General features: G+C 71.3%; 21 protein-coding genes. 16 read left to right on the forward strand and 5 right to left on the reverse strand.

Features of this window, described 5'->3' with window-relative positions:
• Positions 1–8: 8 nt before the first annotated feature.
• Positions 9–1,985, reverse strand: a complete 1,977-nt coding sequence (locus tag DK412_RS27790) for a 4Fe-4S binding protein (RefSeq protein ID WP_109975535.1) — start codon at positions 1,983–1,985, stop codon at positions 9–11.
• Between the two features lie 191 nt (positions 1,986–2,176).
• Here DK412_RS27790 and DK412_RS27795 point away from each other — a divergent pair, with 191 nt between their 5' ends.
• From DK412_RS27795 to DK412_RS27850, 12 genes are all read left to right on the forward strand, one after another.
• On the forward strand, positions 2,177–2,842 hold the full coding sequence (locus DK412_RS27795; protein WP_109975536.1) for a biotin/lipoate--protein ligase family protein: 666 nt from the start codon (positions 2,177–2,179) through the stop codon (positions 2,840–2,842).
• Complete coding sequence (locus DK412_RS27800) at positions 2,839–3,396, forward strand: DUF6505 family protein (protein WP_109974620.1); 558 nt, start codon at positions 2,839–2,841, stop codon at positions 3,394–3,396. Before DK412_RS27795 ends, DK412_RS27800 begins: the two co-directional genes overlap by 4 nt.
• Positions 3,396–4,403, forward strand: a complete 1,008-nt coding sequence (locus DK412_RS27805) for a DUF6352 family protein (RefSeq protein WP_109974621.1) — start codon at positions 3,396–3,398, stop codon at positions 4,401–4,403. Before DK412_RS27800 ends, DK412_RS27805 begins: the two co-directional genes overlap by 1 nt.
• The gene (locus DK412_RS27810; RefSeq protein ID WP_109974622.1) at positions 4,403–4,924 is read left to right on the forward strand and encodes a DUF3305 domain-containing protein; all 522 of its coding nucleotides are present in this window, start codon (positions 4,403–4,405) and stop codon (positions 4,922–4,924) included. The genes DK412_RS27805 and DK412_RS27810 overlap by 1 nt, the downstream gene beginning before the upstream one ends.
• A complete protein-coding gene (locus tag DK412_RS27815) occupies positions 4,921–5,652 on the forward strand; it encodes a DUF3306 domain-containing protein (protein ID WP_109974623.1) in 732 nt (243 codons plus the stop codon). Before DK412_RS27810 ends, DK412_RS27815 begins: the two co-directional genes overlap by 4 nt.
• A gap of 135 nt (positions 5,653–5,787) precedes the next feature.
• Positions 5,788–6,381 carry a molecular chaperone TorD family protein gene (locus DK412_RS27820; RefSeq protein ID WP_245447327.1) on the forward strand — a complete coding sequence of 198 codons (594 nt, stop codon included), beginning with the start codon at positions 5,788–5,790 and terminating at the stop codon, positions 6,379–6,381.
• Between the two features lie 35 nt (positions 6,382–6,416).
• On the forward strand, positions 6,417–6,647 hold the full coding sequence (locus DK412_RS27825; protein WP_109974625.1) for a formate dehydrogenase: 231 nt from the start codon (positions 6,417–6,419) through the stop codon (positions 6,645–6,647).
• 7 nt (positions 6,648–6,654) lie between these two features.
• Positions 6,655–9,597, forward strand: a complete 2,943-nt coding sequence (locus tag DK412_RS27830) for a formate dehydrogenase subunit alpha (RefSeq protein WP_109974626.1) — start codon at positions 6,655–6,657, stop codon at positions 9,595–9,597.
• A gap of 15 nt (positions 9,598–9,612) precedes the next feature.
• Positions 9,613–10,209 (forward strand): formate dehydrogenase FDH3 subunit beta, encoded by a 597-nt coding sequence (gene fdh3B, locus DK412_RS27835; RefSeq protein WP_048442646.1) that lies wholly within the window; start codon positions 9,613–9,615, stop codon positions 10,207–10,209.
• A gap of 15 nt (positions 10,210–10,224) precedes the next feature.
• On the forward strand, positions 10,225–11,226 hold the full coding sequence (locus DK412_RS27840; RefSeq protein ID WP_109975537.1) for a formate dehydrogenase subunit gamma: 1,002 nt from the start codon (positions 10,225–10,227) through the stop codon (positions 11,224–11,226).
• Between the two features lie 21 nt (positions 11,227–11,247).
• The gene (locus DK412_RS27845) at positions 11,248–11,460 is read left to right on the forward strand and encodes a hypothetical protein (RefSeq protein WP_109974627.1); all 213 of its coding nucleotides are present in this window, start codon (positions 11,248–11,250) and stop codon (positions 11,458–11,460) included.
• Positions 11,457–11,969: a hypothetical protein gene (locus DK412_RS27850; protein ID WP_109974628.1), complete on the forward strand. Its 513-nt coding sequence runs from the start codon at positions 11,457–11,459 to the stop codon at positions 11,967–11,969. The genes DK412_RS27845 and DK412_RS27850 overlap by 4 nt, the downstream gene beginning before the upstream one ends.
• A 302-nt stretch (positions 11,970–12,271) precedes the next feature.
• Here DK412_RS27850 and DK412_RS27855 read toward each other — a convergent pair whose 3' ends face one another.
• The gene (locus tag DK412_RS27855; RefSeq protein ID WP_109974629.1) at positions 12,272–14,131 is read right to left on the reverse strand and encodes an ABC transporter ATP-binding protein; all 1,860 of its coding nucleotides are present in this window, start codon (positions 14,129–14,131) and stop codon (positions 12,272–12,274) included.
• A gap of 120 nt (positions 14,132–14,251) precedes the next feature.
• Here DK412_RS27855 and DK412_RS27860 point away from each other — a divergent pair, with 120 nt between their 5' ends.
• The 4 genes from DK412_RS27860 (at position 14,252) to DK412_RS27880 (ending at position 18,269) form a co-directional block, all read left to right on the forward strand.
• Positions 14,252–14,707, forward strand: coding sequence for a tRNA (cytidine(34)-2'-O)-methyltransferase (locus DK412_RS27860; protein ID WP_109974630.1), 456 nt, complete (start codon positions 14,252–14,254; stop codon positions 14,705–14,707).
• Positions 14,708–14,967: 260 nt separating this feature from the next.
• Positions 14,968–15,864 (forward strand): oxygen-dependent coproporphyrinogen oxidase, encoded by an 897-nt coding sequence (gene hemF, locus DK412_RS27870; protein WP_109974631.1) that lies wholly within the window; start codon positions 14,968–14,970, stop codon positions 15,862–15,864.
• Between the two features lie 300 nt (positions 15,865–16,164).
• Complete coding sequence (locus DK412_RS27875) at positions 16,165–17,061, forward strand: DMT family transporter (protein ID WP_109974632.1); 897 nt, start codon at positions 16,165–16,167, stop codon at positions 17,059–17,061.
• A gap of 32 nt (positions 17,062–17,093) precedes the next feature.
• The gene (locus DK412_RS27880) at positions 17,094–18,269 is read left to right on the forward strand and encodes a VWA domain-containing protein (RefSeq protein ID WP_109975538.1); all 1,176 of its coding nucleotides are present in this window, start codon (positions 17,094–17,096) and stop codon (positions 18,267–18,269) included.
• A 106-nt stretch (positions 18,270–18,375) separates the two neighbouring features.
• On the opposite strand, the gene DK412_RS27885 is transcribed toward DK412_RS27880, so the two are convergent.
• The 3 genes from DK412_RS27885 to DK412_RS27895 form a co-directional block, all read right to left on the reverse strand.
• A complete protein-coding gene (locus DK412_RS27885; RefSeq protein WP_280953962.1) occupies positions 18,376–19,452 on the reverse strand; it encodes a methyl-accepting chemotaxis protein in 1,077 nt (358 codons plus the stop codon).
• A gap of 227 nt (positions 19,453–19,679) precedes the next feature.
• Complete coding sequence (locus DK412_RS27890; RefSeq protein ID WP_093566727.1) at positions 19,680–20,000, reverse strand: 2Fe-2S iron-sulfur cluster-binding protein; 321 nt, start codon at positions 19,998–20,000, stop codon at positions 19,680–19,682.
• A gap of 142 nt (positions 20,001–20,142) precedes the next feature.
• Positions 20,143–20,460, reverse strand: coding sequence for an Hpt domain-containing protein (locus DK412_RS27895; RefSeq protein ID WP_109974634.1), 318 nt, complete (start codon positions 20,458–20,460; stop codon positions 20,143–20,145).
• Positions 20,461–20,700: the final 240 nt, after the last annotated feature.

Consider the following 20,700-nt stretch of genomic DNA (forward strand, 5'->3'; position numbering starts at 1 on the left):
ACTGGGCTTTACTCCCGCGCCCGAACATAATCCTCCGAGGTCCGCGGCCGGTTGGTGTCCGCCGTATGCGGATCGAAGCCCTGGTTGAGGACGTGCGAGACCCGGCAGGTGTCGCACATCATCAGGGCCTTGATCCGCTGCTCGCCCGCCGGCCCGGCGAACATCCAGTGCCGGTCCTGCAACCGGCCGATCACCCGCTCGATCGTGCTGCGGGTGCCGAAGGGCTTGCCGCAAGCGATGCAGTCGAACGGCTCCTCCTCCTTGACGACCCGGCGCGGGGCCGCCCAGGCGGCGAAGTCGAGCTGCGGCACGAGGGCGATCGCGTCCTCCGGGCAGGTCGCGGCGCACAGGCCGCATTGCACGCAGGCGCTCTCGGCGAAGGTGAGGCGCGGGCGGTCGGGATCGTCGGCGAGCGCGCCCGTGGGGCAGGCGCCGACGCAGGCGTGGCAGAGGGTGCAGGCCTCCGCCTTGACATCGAGGCCGCCGAAGGGCGCGCCGGCATCGAGCGGCACCCGGTCGACCGGGCGCGGCGCGGCGTGGTGCAGCTCCGAGACCGCGAAGCGCAGGACGCCGCGCAGGTCGCCGTCCGGCATGAATCCCGACGGCACCGGCGCCGGCGTGCCGCGGGCGACGGCGGCGAGGGCGGCGCTCAAGGCATCCGGATCGTCGGTCTCGATCAGCGAGACGACCGCGCCGCCCTCCGCCGGCCGGTAGCCGAGGGCCTGCGCCACCGCGTCGAACCGGGCGGCGTTGCGCCGGAGGGCCGCGATATCGTGCTGGGGCTTGCCCCGGACGAGGAACCGCACCCCGCCCGCGCCGTAGGCGAGCGCGGCGGCGATCGCCTCGGGGCCGACCTGCGTCACCTCGTTGACCGGAACCGGCAGCACGTCCGCCGGCAGGCCCCCGCCGAAGCGGGCGAGCGCGTCGATCAGGGGCGCGCCATGCGCCTCGTCGTGGATCAGCAGCACCGGGGCGGTGCCGCCCGCCTTGTGGAACGCACCGAGCAGGGTGCGCAGGCGCCGCATCAGCGCGTCGGCCGGCGGCAGGGCGTAGGCGGCGGCCCCGGTCGGGCAGACCGAGGCGCAGGAGCCGCAGCCGGCGCAGACATGGGGGTCGATGGCGACGTGGTCGCCGGCAGGCAGGATGGCCCCGGTCGGGCAGACGTCGAGGCAGCGGGTGCAACCGGTGATGCGCGAGCGCGAATGGGCGCAGAGCTCGGCGTGGAAATCGACGAAGCGGGTCTTGTCGAAGGTCCCGACGAGGTGGGAGGCCTCGAACAGCACCCGCTCCACTGCCGCCGGGTCGCGGGGATCGGCCCGGAGGTAGCCGCTGCGCAGCTCGTGCGCCGGGAAGAGCGGCGCGCCGCCGGTGAGGTCGACGACGATGTCGCAGGTCGAGGTCGCCCCGTCCCGGGCCGGCCCGAAGGCCAGCACCCGCCGCGACGAGGGCAGCGGCAGGGCGGTGTCGTCGACCCGCAGGCTGAAGGCGCCGAGATGGCCGGTCGCCCCCCGCACGGTGCCCTTCAGCACCGGGATCTCGCCCGTGCGCGGCGGCGTCACCTCGCCGGGCCGGGAGAGCAGCACGGTGACGTCGAGGTGGTCGGAGAGGCGCCGCGCGGCCTCGATCGCGACCTCGTCGCGGCCGTAGACCAGGGCGACGCCCTGGCTCTCGAAGCTCACGCTCGTCGGGGGCGGCGTCAGTTCGGCGGCGGCCGCCAGCAGGGCCGCCATCTTCGGCCCCGCCGCCGCGGCCTCCGCCGACCAGCCGGCCGTCTCGCGGATATTGGCGAAGGCGACGCGGTCCTCGGCGCCCAGCTCCTCGGCCACCTCGCGGAAGAGCGGCGCCTTGAGGGTGCAGGACACCGTGACCGGCGATCCCGACGCCATCGCGGCCCGCACCCGCTCCAGCTCGCGGCCGCAGAACTGGTCGCCCGTCTGCACCTGCCCGCCGCAGGCCTTGCCGATCGCCGCCGCATCGAGGGGCATGCTGCCCTCGCAGGAACAGGCGATCACGATCCGATCCGACACCACACGCGTCTCCGACCGGGCGCGCGGCCCGGGCCATGCCGGGCGCCGCCCCCTGGGGCGTCATGCCCCTTGTTCACCGGTCCAGCGCTATATACGAGCCGTTCAAAAGAACGACCCGACACGTGCGCGCAGGCGACGCCATCTCCCTCATGACTCTCGCGGAACCCTCCGGCCTGATGCTGCCCCCCGCCTTCCGGCCGCTGCGTCTGTCAGACTCTGCCGGAACGGCGCACGACCGGGCCTGCGCGAAGGCTGACGCGGACGACGGGGCCGCCGGCACCCTGGTGGTCGGGGGCCGGCCCGGCACTGTCGAGATCGCGGTGGTGCTGGCGCCCGAGGAGCCGCTGGCGACCGCCCGCCTCGTCGGGCTCGTCGGCCTCACGGCCCTGGCGGAGGCGGTCGGCAGCCACGCTCCGCCCGACAAGCCGGTGACGGTGGACGCGGCCGGCACCCTGTTCTTCGACCGCGCCCGCCTCGGCGGCGGGCGCCTGGCTTGGCCGGAGGCTTGCGCCGAGGGCGCAGTGCCCGGTTGGCTCGTCTTCTCCGCCATGCTGATCGCCTCGAAGCGCGAGGCGGGCGACCCCGGCCACACCCCGGGCTCGACCTCGCTGGAGGAGGAGGGTTTCGAGGCCGGTGCCGACGCGCTCGTCGAGAGCTTCGCCCGCCACCTCCTGCGCGGGCTCTCGCTCTGGGCCGAGGACGGCCCCGCGGCGGCGCTCGCGCGGGCTCGATCCACCCTCGACATCGACCCCGCGACGCTCCGCCTCGACGGAACCGGCTGGTACGATCCCGCCCGGGGAGGCCCGCGCCTGTGAGCCTCAAGCTTCCCCGCACCCTGCGGCTCGACCCCTCCGACACCCTGGTCTTCCCCCGCGCCGCCCCGCCCGGCGAGTGGGCGGTGACCGGCAGCTTCCTGTTCCTCGACGGCGATCCGGCGGCGCTCGCCGGCAAGGAACGGGCGGCGTTCCGGGCCGGCTTCCTCGGCATCGATTCGTTCGGCTTCTCGACCCTGGTGGTGGTGAGCGAGGCGAGCCCGCCCGAGCGCGAGGCCGCGACCGAGGCGCTGGCCGCCCAGTTCCAGGCCCGCCTCGGCGCGCCGGACTGGCTAAGCGCGCTCGTCGCCGCCCGGGAGGAGATCGCGGTGGCCGAATCGCTCTGCGGCCCGCCGGTCGGCACGGTGCTGGCGCTGCACCGCACGCTGGAGGACGGCGAGATCCGCGAGCGCTTCCGGGCTCTGCGCCCGCGGGAGGGCGCGGTGCCGGGATCCGACCGGCGCCACGCCTATGCCCGCGCCTTCGATTTCTACGAGAGCGACGAGGAGCCCGAGGAGCGGGTCGACCTCGCCGGGCTCCTCACCGGAAAACCGTGATGACCGAGTTCTGGGTCTCGAGCGGCCACCACCTCACCCGGCGCGACGCGGGCGGCGGGCTCGTCGTCACCGACGAATTGCTGCTGGCCTATCTCGCCCGGCCCGAGCTGGTGCCGCCGGACGAGGCCTGCGCCGCCGAGCGGGCGCTCCACGCCGCGCTCCTGCGCGATCCTCGCCGCCCGGTGACGCCATCCGAGGTCGCGGCCCTGGCGGATGCCGATGCGCGCGAGAACTGGGAGATGATCCTGGCTTTTCGCGATCGGCTGCTCGCCGGGCGTAACCTCGAGGCGGCCTATCTCGACCTCGTCCGCCGCGGGAGCGCTGGCACCCCGATCCTGTTCCTCAACCAGCTCGTCCACCTGATCCTGCGCAACGCCCTCGACGGCTGCGACGATCCCTTCACCTTGCGCGCCGCCGAGCTGTTCTTCCGCCCGCAGCGGGCCTCCGTGACCGAGGGCTCGCTGCTGCTGGCCGATGCCGAGCTGATCGACGAGGCGGAGGGCGCGGGCCGGCCATCGCCGCTCGTGGCGATGCTCGGGCGCGAGCCGGTCTCCGAGCTCGACGTGCTGACCGCCGACAACGCCTGGACCTACTGGAGCCGGTCGGACGCCTTCAGCATGGCGCTCAACCTCGGCTCCGATCCGAAAAGCCGCGAGGGGCTGGCGCGGGCGATCCAGGCCTTCGTGCGCCACCTGCTCGCGGTCGAGGTCGATGTCGAGTCGATTCCCGCGATCGAGGACCGGGACTGGCGCTGGTTCGTCGGCCTCGACCAGGAGGGCACGCGGATCGGCAACGCCCTGTGGCGCGGAGAAGCCCTAGAGCCCGCCGCTTTCGAGCGGGTGGTCGCCCTGTTCCGGCTCGGCATCCGCGACCCCGGCAGGGTCGATCCGCGCGTCGGCGACCGGCCGGTCTACCTGCTGCTGGCCATGACGCCCGACCGGCTGGTGACGATGAAGCCGCAGAACCTGATCGCGGGCCTTCCCGTTATCCAGGCGGGAGAAGCCTGATGAGCACGCAGCTGATCTCCGTCGGGGTCGTCGTCGCCAAGCGCCGGCTGAAGGGCCCGTGGGCCAGCCATGCCTGGCTCCCCGTCGCGGTACTGCCGGGCCTGCCCGGCACCGTGCCCTGGACCCGCCTCTCGGTCTCCGAGGACGAGGAGACCTTCTACGCCGGCGCCTACGAGATCGAGCTGCATCCGGCCGAGACCGCGCATTACGGCGACAACCTCGCGGCGGCGCAGCCCTCGCTCTGGGTCGCCTTGCGCGAGACCGGCCCTGAGACCTACGCCGTCGCGACCGTGACCGCCGACCCCTACGAGGGCGAGTCGCTGGCCGAGGGCATCGGCGAGATCGTCGAGGCGGTGCCGATGCCGCCGGAGATCCAGGCCGAGGTCGGGGCGTTCTACCGGGCGTTCCACGTCGAGCGGGTGTTTCACAAGCGCAAGCGCGACCGGGCCGATCCGGAGGCCCTGGCGCGCCAGGGAGCCCATCAGGGAGCCGGCGGGCGCCGCCGCCCGGAGGAGCCGTGAGCGACGGCTTCCTCGCCCGCTGGTCGCGGCGCAAGCGCGACGAGGCACGCCGGCCGCTGGAGGCCACGACCGAGGCCGAGTCCGCCGAGCCCGCGGTTGCGCCGCCCGAGGACGAGGCCGGTCTCACGCCCGACGAACTGGCGCAGCTCCCCTCCCTCGACGCGCTGACCGCCGCGACCGACCTGACGCCGTTCCTGCGCGCCGGCGTGCCGCGGGCCCTGCGCAACGCGGCGCTCCGCCGGATGTGGTCGATCGATCCGGCGATCCGCGACTTCGTCAGCGAGGCGCGGGAATACGCCTACGACTGGAACACCCCCGGCGGGGTGCCGGGCACCGGGGGCCTGATCTCCGCCGAGGAGGTGCGGGCGGTGGTGGAGCGGGTGTTCGGGGGTGGGGAGGAGAAGCCCTCCGTAGTCGACGACGAGGGGGTGAGCGCCGGCAGCCCCCCTCTCCCGAGTGGGAGAGGGGTTGGGGGTGAGGGCGGCGCGCTTCCGTGTAATGCTGAGAGCGTCGTGCGGGTAGCTCAACCGTCCAGGATCATTGCGGAGACCGAGCCACCCCCGCGCGATCTTCGATCGCCCCTACCCCTCTCCCAAACGGGAGAGGGGATCCCGCGTCCTTCGCTAGACCAGTCGGCGCTGCCAGATCGTCGCGACCCGGCGCCGGAGCCCGAGCCACCCCCCTCCCCGCCCCGCCTGCGACGTCATGGCGGGGCGATACCGATTTGAAGCGTTAGAAAGTAGAATTGTGCGCCATGGATTCCCCGGTATGGTGCCGGCAACGGGGCGCCGCATCCTCCAAATGATGGAGGACACCGAGCGCCGGCAGCCCCCGGTGACGAAGTTGCGTTGCGCGAGGTGGTGGTGAACCAGGGCCCCGGTCCGACCGACGAGATCGACGCTCTGCGCGCCCAGGAATACGACCTCCTGGCGGCCCTGCTCGGCCGCGCGCCGGCGCCGGAGCTGCTCGCCGGCCTGCAAGGGCTCGACGGCGACGCCTCGCCGCTGGGCCAGGCCCATGCCGCCCTCGGCCGCGCCGCCCGCGAGGCCGACCCGCGTGCCGTCGGGCGCGACTACTTCGCGCTGTTCGTCGGCGTCGGGCGCGGGCTGATCATGCCCTACGCGTCCTACTACCTCACCGGTTTCCTCAACGAGCGCCCGCTCGCCCGGGTGCGCCAGGACCTCGCCGCGCTCGGGCTCGAACGGGATCCGGGCTCGAGCGAGCCGGAGGACCATGCCGCCACCCTGCTCGAGGTGATGGCGACGCTGTCGGGCCGGCGCCTGCCGGCGGAGCCGGAGGCGGATCACCGCTTCTTCGAGCGGCATCTGAAGCCGTGGATCGGGCGTTTCTTTACCGACGTTGCGGCGCAGGCCGCCACGCCGTTCTACCGGGCCGTCGGCGAACTCGGCGAGGTGTTCACGACGGTCGAGGCCGAGGCCTTCGCCATGGAGGCGTGAGGTGGACGGCGCGGTCACACGAGAGGAGAGCCGCGATGCGGCAGGACGACGACACGAAGAAGGACGGCCTCGGACGGCGGCAATTCTTCCGCGCGCTCGGCGGCGGCACCGCCGCGGCGGCGGCCGCGGTCGCCTCCGTGCCGCTGACGCCCACCGAGGCCAAGGCCTACGACCCCGGCAATGACGAGACCCGGTCGCGCTATCGCGAGACCGACCACGTCAAGGCCTTCTACCGCACCAACGGCTACGAGACGCTGAAGAAGTGAGACCGGCATGCTGACCAAGCGCAGGAACGGCGTGGCGGGCCGCGGCAGCCACCAGGCCCTCGCCGCGGGCCTGACCGCCCACACCCTCGACCGCCGCGGCTTCCTGCGGAAATCGGGGCTGGCCGCGGGCGGGCTCGCGGCCCTCGGCACGGTTCGGCTCGGCGCCGTGCGCCCGGCTCAGGCCGCCGGCTCGTCGGCCGATCCGGCCCAGGCCGTGATCCGCAAGAACATCTGCACCCACTGCTCGGTCGGCTGCACGGTGACGGCCGAGGTCGTCAACGGCGTCTGGGTCGGCCAGGAGCCGTCCTGGGCGAGCCCGATCAACCGCGGGGCGCATTGCGCCAAGGGCGCGGCGATCCGCGAGCTCGTCCACAGCGACCGCCGCCTGCGCTACCCGATGAAGATCGTGAACGGCGAGTGGCAGCGGGTCTCCTGGGACCAGGCGATCACCGAGATCACCGACAAGCTCCAGGCGATCCGCAACAAGAACGGTGCCGATTCGGTCTACTGGCTCGGCTCGGCCAAGTTCACCAACGAGGCCTCGTACCTGTTCCGCAAGTTCGCGGCCTATTGGGGCACCAACAACGTCGACCACCAGGCCCGCATCTGCCACTCGACCACGGTGGCGGGCGTGGCCAACACCTGGGGCTACGGCGCCCAAACCAATTCCTACAACGACATCCGCAACGCCAAGACGATGATCATCCTCGGCGGCAACCCCGCCGAGGCGCACCCGATCTCCATGCAGCACGTGCTGTCGGGCAAGGAGATCAACCGCGCCAACATGATCGTCATCGATCCGCGCTTCACCCGCACGGCGGCGCATGCCACCGAGTACGTCCGCATCCGCTCGGGCACCGACATCCCGGTGGTGTGGGGCATCCTCTGGCACATCTTCCAGAACGGCTGGGAGGACAAGGCCTTCATCGAGCAACGCGTCTACGCGATGGACGACGTCCGCAAGGAGGTCGCGAAGTGGACGCCCGAGGAGGTCGAGCGGGTCTCCGGCGTGCCGGGCGAGCAGCTGAAGCGTGTCGCCGAGCTCTTCGCCAAGGAGAAGCCCGCCACCCTGATCTGGTGCATGGGCGCGACCCAGCACACGGTCGGCACCGCCAACGTGCGGGCGCTCTGCATCCTCTGTCTCGCCACCGGCAACGTCGGCAAGCCCGGCACCGGCGCCAACATCTTCCGCGGCCACACCAACGTCCAGGGCGCGACCGATCTCGGCCTCGATGTGACGACGCTGCCGCTCTATTACGGCCTCGTCGAGGGCGGCTGGAAGCACTGGGCCCGGGTCTGGGAGGTCGAGTACGACTGGCTGCAGTCGCGCTTCGACGAGGTGCCCGCCAGCGCCGGCCGCAAGGCGCGCTCGCGCAAGGAGAACATGGAGACACCCGGTCTCACCTCGACCCGGTGGTTCGACGCCGTGAGCCTGCCCGCCGACCAGGTCGACCAGCGCACGCCGCTCAAGGCCATGATGGTGTTCGGCCACGGCGGCAACACCGTCACCCGGATGCCCGAGGCGGTGAAGGGCATGTCCGAGCTGGAACTGCTCGTCGTCGCCGACCCGCACCCGACCACCTTCGCGGCGATGGATGCGCGGCGGGACAACACCTACCTGCTGCCGATCTGCACCTCGCTCGAGATGGACGGGTCGCGCACCGCGTCGAACCGCACGCTCCAGTGGGGCGAGCAGGTCGTGAAGCCGGCCTTCGAGTCGAAGAACGACTACGAGGTGATCTACCGGATGGCGGTGAAGCTCGGATTCGCCGACAGCCTGTTCAAGAACATCAAGGTGGTGGACGGTGTGCCGTCGGCCGAGGACCTCCTGCGGGAGATCAACCGCGGCGGCTGGTCCACCGGCTATTGCGGCCAGAGCCCCGAGCGCCTCAAGGCGCACATGAGGAACCAGCACAAGTTCGACCTCGTGACGCTGCGCGCGCCGAAGGACGATCCGGAGGTCGGTGGCGACTATTACGGCCTGCCCTGGCCGTGCTGGGGCAAGCCGGAGCTGAAGCATCCGGGCACGCACATCCTCTACAACACGTCGCTGCACGTGAAGGAGGGCGGCAGCACCTTCCGCGCCCGGTTCGGCACCGAGCGCAACGGCCAGACGCTGCTGGCGGAGGATTCCTTCACCAAGGATTCCGATCTCACCGACGGCTATCCCGAATTCACCTTCGGGGTGTTCCGCAAGCTCGGCTGGGACAAGGACCTGACGGCGGACGAGCTCGCCACGATCCAGCGGATCGGCGGCAACAACCCGGACGCGGTCAGCTGGGCCACCGACCTGTCGGGCGGCATCCAGCGGGTCTGCCTCGACCACGGCGTGATCCCGTTCGGCAACGGCAAGGCCCGGGCCAATGCCTGGAACCTGCCCGACCCGGTGCCGGTCCACCGCGAGCCGATCTACTCGCCCCGGCCCGACCTCGTCGCGAAGTACCCGACCCGGCCCGACGAGCGGCAGTTCCGCATGCCGAATGTCGGCTTCTCGGTGCAGAAGGCGGCGGTCGATCGCGGCATCGCCAAGCAGTTCCCGATCATCCTGTCCTCGGGCCGCCTCGTCGAGTACGAGGGCGGCGGCGAGGAGACCCGCTCGAACCCCTGGCTCGCCGAGTTGCAGCAGGACATGTTCGTCGAGGTCAATACCCAGGACGCGGCCGAGCGCGGCATCAAGGACGGGCAGTTCGTCTGGGTCCACGGCCCGGAGAACGCCGCGAAGGCCAAGGTGAAGGCCCTCGTCACCGACCGCGTCGCCAAGGGCGTCGCCTGGGCGCCGTTCCACTTCTCGGGCTGGTTCCAGGGCAAGGATATGCGCGACTTCTACCCGAAGGGCGCCGACCCGGTGGTGCTCGGCGAGAGCGTCAACACCGTCACCACCTACGGCTTCGATCCCGTGACGGGCATGCAGGAGACCAAGGTGACCCTCTGTCAGATCAGCGCGGCGTAAAGGGAGGGCTTCCTCATGGCGCGAATGAAGTTCCTCTGCGACGCGGACCGCTGCATCGAGTGCAACGCCTGCGTCACCGCCTGCAAGAACGAGCACGAGGTGCCGTGGGGCATCAACCGTCGCCGGGTCATCACCCTCAACGACGGCAAGCCCGGCGAGCGCTCGGTCTCGATGGCCTGCATGCACTGCACCGACGCGCCCTGCGCGGCGGTGTGCCCGGTGAACTGCTTCTACACCACGGCGGATGCGGTGGTGCTGCACTCCAAGGACCTGTGCATCGGCTGCGGCTACTGCTTCTACGCCTGCCCGTTCGGGGCGCCGCAATATCCGCGGGTCGGGAATTTCGGCTCCCGCGGCAAGATGGACAAGTGCACCTACTGCTCGGGCGGTCCGGAGGTCGACCTCTCGGTCGCCGAATACGAGAAGTACGGCTCGAACCGCCTGGCGGAGGGCAAGCTGCCGCTCTGCGCCGAGATGTGCTCGACCAAGTCGCTGCTCGCCGGCGACGGCGAGATGATCGCCCAGATCTACAAGGAGCGGGTGATCAAGCGCGGCTACGGCTCGGGCGCGTGGGGCTGGAAGACGGCCTACCGCGAGACGATCGCGATCTAAAGGGAGATGGTGCCGATGCGCAGGCTGACCTCCATCGCCCTCGTGGCGGCGACCCTGATGCTGGCGGGCCCCGCCGGCGCGCAGGTGCGCGCGCCGGACGGCGCCCCGAACCCGACCGCCTCCTCGGTCAACGAGGAGCTGTTGTTCAAGCAGGATCCGAAGATCCACGGCCGGATCTCGATCCCGAACCCGACCGCCGCCAACCTGATCCAGCCGCAGGGGCGGGAATGGCGCGAGTTCCGCGAATCCTGGATGCCGTGGATCGGGGCGCTCGCCGTGCTCGGCATGATCGCCGCGCTCGGCCTGTTCTACTTCACCCGCGGTCGCATCCGCCTCGAGCACAGCGAGGAATCGGGCACGAAGCTCCTGCGCTTCAACAGCTTCGAGCGCTTCTCGCACTGGATGACGGCGACCTGCTTCATCATCCTGTCGCTGTCGGGTCTGAACTACATCTTCGGCAAGCGGCTCCTGATGCCGCTGATCGGGCCTGAGGCGTTCGCGACGCTCGCCCAGTACGGCAAGTACGCCCACATCTATCTCGCCTGGCCGTTCATGCTCGGCGTGCTGTTCATGCTGGTGCTCTGGATCAAGGACAACATCCCGGGCAAGATCGACTGGATCTGGCTCAAGCAGGGCGGCGGCCTGCTCGGCGACGCGCATCCGAGCGCCGGGCGCTTCAATGCCGGCCAGAAGATGGTGTTCTGGATGGTGGTCGGCTTCGGCTTCGCCATGGGCGCCACCGGCATCATGATGATCTTCCCGTTCGCCTTCACCGACATCAACGGGATGCAGGTCATGCAGGTGATCCACTCGCTGATCGGCGTGGTGTTCATCGCCGGCATCCTGGCCCACATCTATATCGGCTCGCTCGGCATGGAGGGCGCCTACGACGCCATGGGCAGCGGCGAGGTCGATCTCGCCTGGGCCAAGGTCCATCACGACCTGTGGGTGAAGGAGCAGCAGGCCAAGACCGCGAGCGGGCCGCAGCTCGGGCGCGGTCAGGTTCCGGCGGAATAAGCGAAGGGTGCGGAGACAGCGATGAAAGCCTTCCTGATCGCCGTCGTGGCGGCGGTGGTCCTGGCGACCGCGGCGAGCTTCCTGCTCGCCGAGAACCAGCGTTTCGCCTACCAGGCCTTCGCCACCTCCGGCGCCCGGGTCTCGGATCCGGGCACCAACCTCGTCGGCCCGCGTTGGACCGGCGATATCAAGGAGCCCGGCAAGGCCGGCCACAAGGCGGAGGCGGGGTCGTGAGCCGCACCAGCATCATCCTCGCCGCCGCCGGCCTTGCCGCGTCTTTGGGCGCCGCGCATGCCGCCGGGCCGCCCGCGAACCTGTGCCAGGAACTCGTCGCCTTCGTGCATCCGAAGGCGCCGGACGCCGCGGCGGGCGGCGCGTCCCAGCCGGCGGCGGCGGCCGTCCAGGCCCCCGACAAGGGCGCCGCGCAGCTGCCGAGCGGCGGCGCCGGCGAGACGCAGCAGAAGTCGGGTCTGAGCGGCCCGGTGGCGCAGACCGGACCCGGCGCCTCGGGGCCGCAAGGGCAGGCGCAAGCCCAGTCCCAGGCCGCCCCTGCCCCGAGCGGCGCGCCGGCGCAGAAGGGGCCGAGCCCGGAGCAGGTGGCGCAGGTCGACGCGGCCGCGGGGGCCAACGACGTCCAGGCCTGCCGCGCCGCGGCGCGGGCGATGCGCAAGGCCGGGGTGGTGATGCCGGCGCCGCTGCTCGCCTTGTCGGCGCTCGATCCGAAGTTCTTTGCGGCGCAGTGACGGCGCAGCAAACTGTTTCACTCGCTCTCTAGCGGTTCTCACACCCACAGGGTCATTCCGGGGCCGCGAAGCGGAGCCCGGAATCCAGAACCGCGGAGGGTCCAGGATCAAGCGGAGACTGTTCCGCTTCCGTGTCCCATGACCTGAGCGTCTGGATTCCGGGCTCCGCTTCGCGGCCCCGGAATGACTCGGAGGTTGGCCATGCTGTCGGGCGAACGAAGCACGTTCACGATATCTGACGGCCAGCAATTATTCTCAGCGCGATGGTGTGGACGGTCGTTGGACCGCGAACCCCGAACCACCTATTCCGCCGCCGCCCGCTCCTCATCCTCCCCCAAAAATCCGCCGGATTGGCGCGCCCAAAGCCGTGCATAGAGCCCGCCGGCCTTCACGAGGTCGGCGTGGCGCCCCTCCTCGACGATCCGGCCGCGATCGAGCACCACCAGCCGGTCGAGGGCCGCGATGGTCGAGAGGCGGTGGGCGATGGCGAGCACGGTCTTGCCCTGCATCAGCCGGTCGAGGGAACTCTGGATCGCCGCCTCGACCTCCGAATCGAGGGCGGAGGTCGCCTCGTCGAGGATCAGGATCGGCGCGTCCTTCAGGATCACCCGCGCGATGGCGATGCGCTGGCGCTGGCCGCCCGACAGCTTGACGCCGCGCTCGCCGACCTGGGCGTCGTAGCCGCCGCGGCCCTTGTGATCGGTCAGTTCGCCGATGAAGGCGTCGGCATGCGCGGCTTGCGCCGCCGCGACGATCTCGGCCTCGGTCGCGTCCTCGCGGCCATACGCGATGTTGTCGCGGATCGAGCGGTGAAGGAGCGAGGTGTCCTGCGTCACCACGGCGATCTGCCGGCGCAGGGAGGCCTGCGTGACGTCCGCGATGTCCTGCCCGTCGATCAGGATGCGCCCGCCCTCGAGGTCGTGCAGGCGCAGCAGCAGTGAGGTCAGGGTGGTCTTGCCCGCCCCGCTCGGACCCACCAGCCCGACCTTCTCGCCCGCCGCGATCCGCAAGCTCAGGTCCTCGATGATCCCGGCGTCCTCCCGGCCGTAATGGAAGCTCACGCCCTCGAACGCCACCGCGCCGCCCGTCACCGCGAGGTCGCGGGCCCCCGGCCGGTCGGTGAGCGCGTGCGGGCGGGCGATGGTCTGCATGCTCTCCTGCACGACGCCGATATGCTCGAACAGGCCGCGCACGGTCTGCATCACCCAACCCGACATCGCGATCAGCCGCAGCACCAGGGCGAGGCCCGCCGCCCCCTCGCCCGTCGTCATCTGCCCGCGCGACCACAGGGCCAGCACCACACCGGCGGTGGCGACGATGAGGCCGCTGTTGAGGAGCGAGAGCGTGCCGGTGACCGCGGTGACGAGGCGGAAGGAGTGCAGGTAGGCGTCGGTGTGGTCGATCGTGGCGCTGCGCACCGCCGAGCGCTCCTCGCGGTCGCGGGCGAACAGCTTGACGGTCAGGATGTTGGTGTAGCTGTCGACGATGCGCCCGACGAGGACCGAGCGGGTGTCGGCGACCTTCAGCGAGCGCGCCCGCGCGCGCGGCACGAAATAGGTGGTCAGCCCCGCATAGGCGAGGATCCACACGACGACCGGCAGCATCAGCCACGGGCTGATCGAGCCGAACAGGCTGACCGCGGTGACGGCGAAGATCGCGACGTAGAGCAGGGTGTCGATGACCACGATGGCGAGCTCGCGCACCGCCACCCCGACCTGCGTCACCCGGTTGGCGAGCCGGCCGGCGAAGTCGGCCTGGAAGTACGACAGGGCGTGGCCGAGCGTGTAGAGGTGGGTGCGCCAGCGGATGAGCCCGGTGGTCTGCGGCACCACCAGCTGGTTCGACAATGCCTCGTGCAGCCAGGCGAGGATCGGGCGCACGACGAGGATCAGGCCGGCGGCGAGCATCAGCCCGGTGCCGTGGTCGCGCCACAGGGTCTCGGGGCCGGACCGGGCCAGGATGTCGACGAACCAGCCCATCAGCAGGTAGAGCGAGGCCTCGACGCTGCCGGCGGCGAGGGCGATGCCGAACAGGGCCGCGAGCGGCCCTCGCACCGGCCGCAGGTAGAACCAGGCGAAGCCCGCCACCGTGTCGGGCGGGCGCTCGGCCTCCTCGAAGGGGGCGAAGGGATCGATGCGGCGCTCGAGCCAGTCGAGGAACATGCGGGCTCCGGGGTGATGGGCTCTCAGCTATGCGGCGGCGCCTCGTCGCCAACCGGGGGGCGATGCCGCAGGCCGGCAACCGGCGTATGACGGGGCATCGCCCCCCACACCCCCGGACCCATGCTGCGCCTCGCCCTCTACCAGCCCGACATCCCGCAGAACACCGGCACGATGCTGCGGCTGGCCGCCTGCCTCGGCGTCGCCGTCGAGATCATCGAGCCCGCGGGGTTCGACGTCTCGGACCGCCACCTGCGCCGCTCGGGCCTCGACTATCTCGACCACGTCGCGATCACCCGCCACCGCTCCTACGCCGCCTTCGATGCCTGGCGCCGTGAGGCCGGGATCCGGCTGGTGCTGGCCACCACCCACGGATCCGTGCCCTACACGGCGCACGCGTTCCGGGACGGCGACTGCCTGCTCGTCGGGCGCGAATCGGCCGGGGTGCCCGACGCCGTCCATGCCGATGCCGAGGCCCGGGTGGCGATCCCGATGCGGGCGGGAATGCGCTCGCTCAACGTGGCGGTGGCGGCCGGGATGATGCTGGGGGAGGCGTTGCGCCAGACGGGGGGCTTCTGAGGGGGCGGATCGACCGCATCGAAGCCGTGGGACATCCGCTCATCATCCCAACCACAACCTCATCCTGAGGTGCTGCGAAGCGGCCTCGAAGGAAGCCTCGAGAAGTCTGCGAGCGAGCTGGAGCCCTCTTTCGAGGCCTCCGCGTTGCTCCGGCACCTCGGGATGAGGTCGTGGGTGGGAGGAAAGGACCGTCTTGAAAAACCGGCCCGGGAGGCCCCGAGATCTTGGCCCGCGGGCGGCACTGTGGGATGACATCGCCCATGACCGACGCCGCTCCCGACATCGCCGCGCTCAAAGTCGAGGCGACCACCTGGTTCTCCACCCTGCGCGACCGGATCTGCGCCGCCCTCGAGCGGCTGGAGGAGGAGGCGACGGGGCCCTTCGATCCCGAGGCCGGCGGGCCGGGGCGGTTCGAGCGCACGCCCTGGGAGCGCAAGGACCATTCCGGCGCGCCGGGCGGCGGCGGCACCATGGCGATGCTGCGCGGCCGGGTGTTCGAGAAGTGCGGCGTCCACGTCTCGGCGGTGCACGGCGAGTTCGCCCCGGAATTCCGCGGCCAGATCCCGGGCGCGGCGGAGGATCCGCGCTTCTTCGCCACCGGCATCTCGCTGATCGCCCATCCGTGGAACCCGCACGTGCCGACCGTGCACATGAACACCCGCTTCGTCGTGACGACGAAGACGTGGTTCGGCGGCGGGGCCGACCTGACGCCGGTCCTCGACCGGCGCCGGACCCAGGACGATCCCGACACGATCGCCTTCCACGCCGCCTTCGAGGCGGCCTGCGGCAGGCACCCGGCGGCGGATTACGCCCGCTACAAGGCCTGGTGCGACGAGTATTTCCACCTCAAGCACCGCAACGAGCCGCGCGGCGTCGGCGGCATCTTCTACGACTACCACTGGACCGGCGATCCGGCCGCCGACCTCGCCCTCACCCGCGAGGTCGGCAACGCCTTTCTCGAGGTTTATCCGGAGATCGTGCGGCGCAACGTCGACACGCCGTGGACCGAGGCCGACCGCCACGAGCAGCAGGTGCGCCGCGGCCGCTACGTCGAGTTCAACCTGCTCTACGACCGCGGCACGATCTTCGGCCTGAAGACCGGTGGCAACGTCGCGTCGATCCTGTCCTCGATGCCGCCGACGGTGCGGTGGCCGTGACCGCACGATGAGGGCCGAAGAAGACCTGAACACTTGTCCGGCCTCGGCGGCCGGTTCTACGGGCGTTCATGCCACCCTTCGCGTCATCCCGGGGCGCGGCGAAGCCGAGAACCCGGGATCCATAACCGCTGATGCTCCAGGACGAGGCGGATCGCGTTCCGCTTCGTCCCCAAGCGTCGGCGGTTACGGATCCCGGGTTTCGCTGCGCGGCCCGGGGATGACGCGGAGGGTCGAACACGCGTCGGCGGGTGGCTCGATCGACCCCGCCGCTTCACCTCGCCGCTGATCCAGGCCACGCCGGTGAAACCCTTCCCCAACCTCGCCGCCGTCGTCCTCTGGATGGCCGGCGCCCTGCTCTCCTTCTCGGCCACCGCCATCGCCGTGCGCGAGGTGGCGCCGGCGCTCGGGCTGTTCGACATCCTGGCGGCCCGGGCGGGGGCCGGGGTGGCGATCGTCGGCCTGGTCGCGCTCCTGCGCCGCCGGCCGCTCGCGCCGCGGCGGCTGCACCTGCACCTCGCCCGCAACCTCGTCCATTGGGGCGGCAACTACGCCTGGTCGCTCGGCGTCACGCTGCTGCCCCTTGCCGTCGTCTTCGCCCTCGAATTCACCACGCCGGCCTGGGTCACGCTGCTCGCCGTCCTGATCCTGCGCGAGCGGCTGACCGCGAGCCGGGTCGCCGCGGTGGCTCTCGGCTTCCTCGGCGTGCTGGTGGTGCTGCGCCCGGGCGTCGCGGCGTTGCAGCCGGCGAGCCTGGTGGTGCTCGGCGCGGCCATCCTGTTCGCGCTGACCGCAGTCTGCACCAAGGCGCTGACCCGGACCGAGAGCGTGCTGTCGATCCTGTTCTGGATGAACCTGATCCAGCTGCCCCTCAACCTCGCGGCCGGCCGGATCTTCCCGGCGGCGCCGGTCCACACGTTCGAGGGGCATCACGGGCTCGCGCTGGCGGTTCTGTGCATCGCCGGTCTCACCTCGCACTGGTGCCTGACCAGCGCCTATCGCCGGGGCGACGCCATCCTGGTCATGCCGCTCGACTTCCTGCGCATCCCGCTGATCGCGCTGCTGGGCTGGCGCCTCTACGGCGAGCCCCTCGATCCGTGGCTGTTCGTCGGCGCCGGGCTGATCGTCGGCGGCATCGTCTGGAACCTCGCGGCCGAGGCGCGGCGACGCGACCCGGCGCCGGTCCCGAAGAGGGCTTGACCAATCGCGGTGCTGGCGCGTTGATCGGCGCCATGCTGCTGACCTTCTTCACCGAGCTGCGCGCCGCCAAGGTCCCGGTCTCGCTGCGTGAGTACCTGACCCTGCTGGACGCCCTCGACCGCGACCTCGCCGACCAGCGGGTGGAGGATTTCTATTATCTCTCCCGCACCGCCCTGGTGAAGGACGAGCGCAACCTCGACAAGTTCGACCGGGTGTTCGGCCGCGTCTTCAAGGGCGTGGTCACCCTCGGTGAGGCCGTGGAGCCGCAGGCCATTCCCGAGGAGTGGCTGCGCAAGCTGGCGGAGAAGTACCTCACCGAGGAGGAGCGGGCGCAGATCCAGGCCCTCGGCTGGGACAAGCTGTTCGAGACCCTGAAGGAGCGGCTGGCCGAGCAGAAGGGGCGCCACCAGGGCGGCTCGAAATGGATCGGGACGGGGGGCACCTCGCCCTTCGGCGCCTACGGCGCCAACCCGGAGGGCATCCGCATCGGCCAGGACGGCAACCGCAACTTCCGGGCGGTGAAGGTCTGGGACCAGCGCACCTTCAAGGACCTCGACGACTCGGCGGAGCTCGGCTCGCGCACCATCCGGCTCGCGTTGCGGCGCTTGCGCCGCTTCGCCCGCAGCGGGGCGGCGGAGGAGCTCGACCTCGACGGCACGATCCGCGAGACCGCCCGCCACGGCATGCTGGATCTCCGCCTGCGGCCGGAGCGGCGCAACGCCGTCAAGGTGCTGCTGTTCCTCGACGTCGGCGGCTCGATGGACTGGCACGTCGAGCTCGCCGAGCAGCTCTTCTCCGCCGCCCGCTCGGAGTTCAAGCACTTCGAGCACTTCTACTTCCACAACTGCCTCTACGAGAAAGTCTGGAAGGAGAACCGCCGGCGCCACACCGAGGGCACGCCGCTCCTCGACGTGATCCGCACCTACCCGTCCGATTACCGGGTGGTGTTCGTCGGCGACGCGGCGATGTCGCCCTACGAGATCGCGATGGCGGGCGGCTCGGTCGAGCACTGGAACGAGGAGCCCGGGCGGGTCTGGCTCGAGCGGGTGCTGGCCCATTTCCCGAAGGTGGCCTGGCTCAACCCGGTGCCGCAGGCGCAGTGGGGCTACTCGCAATCGAACGCGATGATCCGGCAGATCTTTTCCGACCGGATGTACCCGCTGACGCTGGAGGGGATCGACCAGGCGACGCGGGCGCTGCTGCGCTAGAGCCCCGTACGATTGCGCTGCAATCGAACGATGCTCCAGGTCTTTGATTTTGCCGCATTTTCTTCGACGAACCGGTATCCACTTCGTCGGAAAATGCTCGGGCCGCTCACGCCCCCTGCACGATCACCCCGTACCAGCCGAGGCCCCGGTAGGTCTCGTAGCCGGGCGTGCGGTGATAGGCGACGAGGCCCCGGCCTCCCGTGGTCGGAACGACGCCGCTGTCCGGACCGGCGAGGTCGACGCGCAGCCGTTCGGTGAGGAGGCCGGCGCCGTCGCTCGCGGCGATCACCCTTTGCCCGGCATCCACGAGCAGCACCCGCGTGCGGGCGCGATCCTCGGGCGCGACCCGCACGCCCTGGACGATCGCGCGGGCCTGCGGTTCCCAGTCGAAATGGATCGCCAGCACGCCGAGGGGCCGGCCTGCGGCCTCGCCGTCCCGGCGCACGCTGGCGCAGTAGGTCGCCACCTGGGCGCCGCCGAGGCGGCTCTCCGCGCGGATGTCGGCCGAACTGTACTCGTCGCCCGAAGCGAGCGCGGCGGCCTGCCGGAACCAGGGCTCCTGCGCCACGCTCTGGCCGCGCAGGCCCGGGAAGCGGTCGGGCCGGCCGGTGGCGAGGATGCGCCCGTCGAGGTCGCACAGCCAGAGATCGAGATAGACCGTGTAGGCCGACAGGATCACGCCGAGCCGCCTGCTCGCGAAGCCTGCCGCTTCGGAAGACGATTCCGCCGCCGCGCAGGCGACCACCGCCGCGTCGGTCGCCCACCAGCGCACGTCGCAGGTCCGCTCGTAGAGATTGCGGTCGATCAGCTCCACCGCGTTGAGGGCGAGGTCGACCAGGCGCTCGCCCTGGGCCCGGGTCACCAGCCGGGAGACCTGATCCTGCAGCCCGACGATGCGTCCGTCGACATCGGCCTCCAGCTCCCGGGCGAGGCCGGCGATGGCCTCCCCGACGGCGCCGACCTCGTTGGCCACCACCGTGAAGCCGCGCCCGTGCTCGCCGACCCGGCTGCTCTCGATGCGGGCGTTCAGGGCCAGCATCTTCACCTGGCTGGTGATCTGGCGGATGCGCTGCGTCTTGTCGTGCGCGGCCTTGCGCAAGGTCGTCGCCGCGGCGGCGATGTCCGACAGGGCGCAGCCGGTCTCGGTGCGCTCGTTGCCCATGCGTCGGGCCTGGTTCGTCACGTCGCGTCTCCCGATCCGGGCTCCGGTCCCGGATGTCGGTCGCGATCTTCGAACAACGTTGCTTAAGAAAGTACGTGGCTGACGCGGTCTAGGCTGCTTGCCCGATCGGTTCCGCGCGGGATGTCGTACGGTGATCGGGGCTGATGTCGGGCGTTCACGCCGCTCAACCCCAGGTAGGATGCGCCATTTCTCTACGGAACAGGAGGTTGTCCGCCGCGCCCGGCGCCTCAGCCCTGGCGGGCCGGGGTCGTGACGGTGAGGCCGTCGAGCTCGGGCTTGAGCCGGATCTGGCACGACAGGCGGGAGCTCGGCCGCACGTCCGAGGCGAAGTCGAGCATGTCCTGCTCCATCGGCTCGGCCGGGCCGACGGCCTCCGCCCAGTCCTCGCCGACATAGACGTGGCAGGTCGCGCAGGCGCAGGCGCCGCCGCATTCCGCGTCGATGCCCGGCACGTTGTTGCGGATCGCGGTCTCCATCACGGTCGAGCCGACCTCGCCCTTCACGGTGCGGGGCGTGCCGGCGGCATCGACGTAGGTGATCTGGACCATCTGGGACTCCGGAAGCCTCGAGCGCGGCCGCGGATCGGACGTAACGACGCGGCGCGGTCTGATTGGCGGCTGCCGCCCCGGAATGCAAGCGCGCCGTGCGTCGCGCGGCACACGCGCCGCAGCATGGACCGTGGCCGGAGGCTCAGAGCAGCGCCAGGGTCTCGCGCACGGCCTGCGCCAGCGCCGGCGCCACGTCGCGCGCGTCGTCCGCGCCGCCGGCCCGCAGGGCCGCTTCGAGCCGCCCGGCGAGAGCGGCGACCCGGGCGGCGCCGACCCCGAGGGCCGAGCCCTTGAGGGTGTGGGCGAGGTCCGCCCGGGCCTCGGGCGCCAGGGCCGGATCGGCCAGCCCGGGGATCAGCCGGTCGCACTGGCCGGCGAACAGCCCCAGCACCTCGCGGGCGAGGTCGGCGTCGCCGAAGGTCTGGCGATCGAGGTGCTCGCGGTCGAGGAGCGGCTCCATCCGGCGTCTCGCGCTGGCCCGGTTCGGGCGGGAAAGAAGGCCAGATCCCGCAAGGTGCGGCCCGGCGCAAGGTCACGGCCCTCGCGCGGCTGTGGGCGACAGAGGTTCCGGCGGATCCGGTGGAACTCTGTCCACAGCGTGCTCACCCTCCGCCTCCGCCCGCCCTCCCGCCGGCAAAGCCGAGATTCTGCGGCAGGATAGCGGCCTCCGGCGCGGCGCGACGGACACATGGTAACCATT

Source organism: Methylobacterium sp. 17Sr1-1, from assembly GCF_003173775.1.
Lineage (GTDB): Bacteria > Pseudomonadota > Alphaproteobacteria > Rhizobiales > Beijerinckiaceae > Methylobacterium.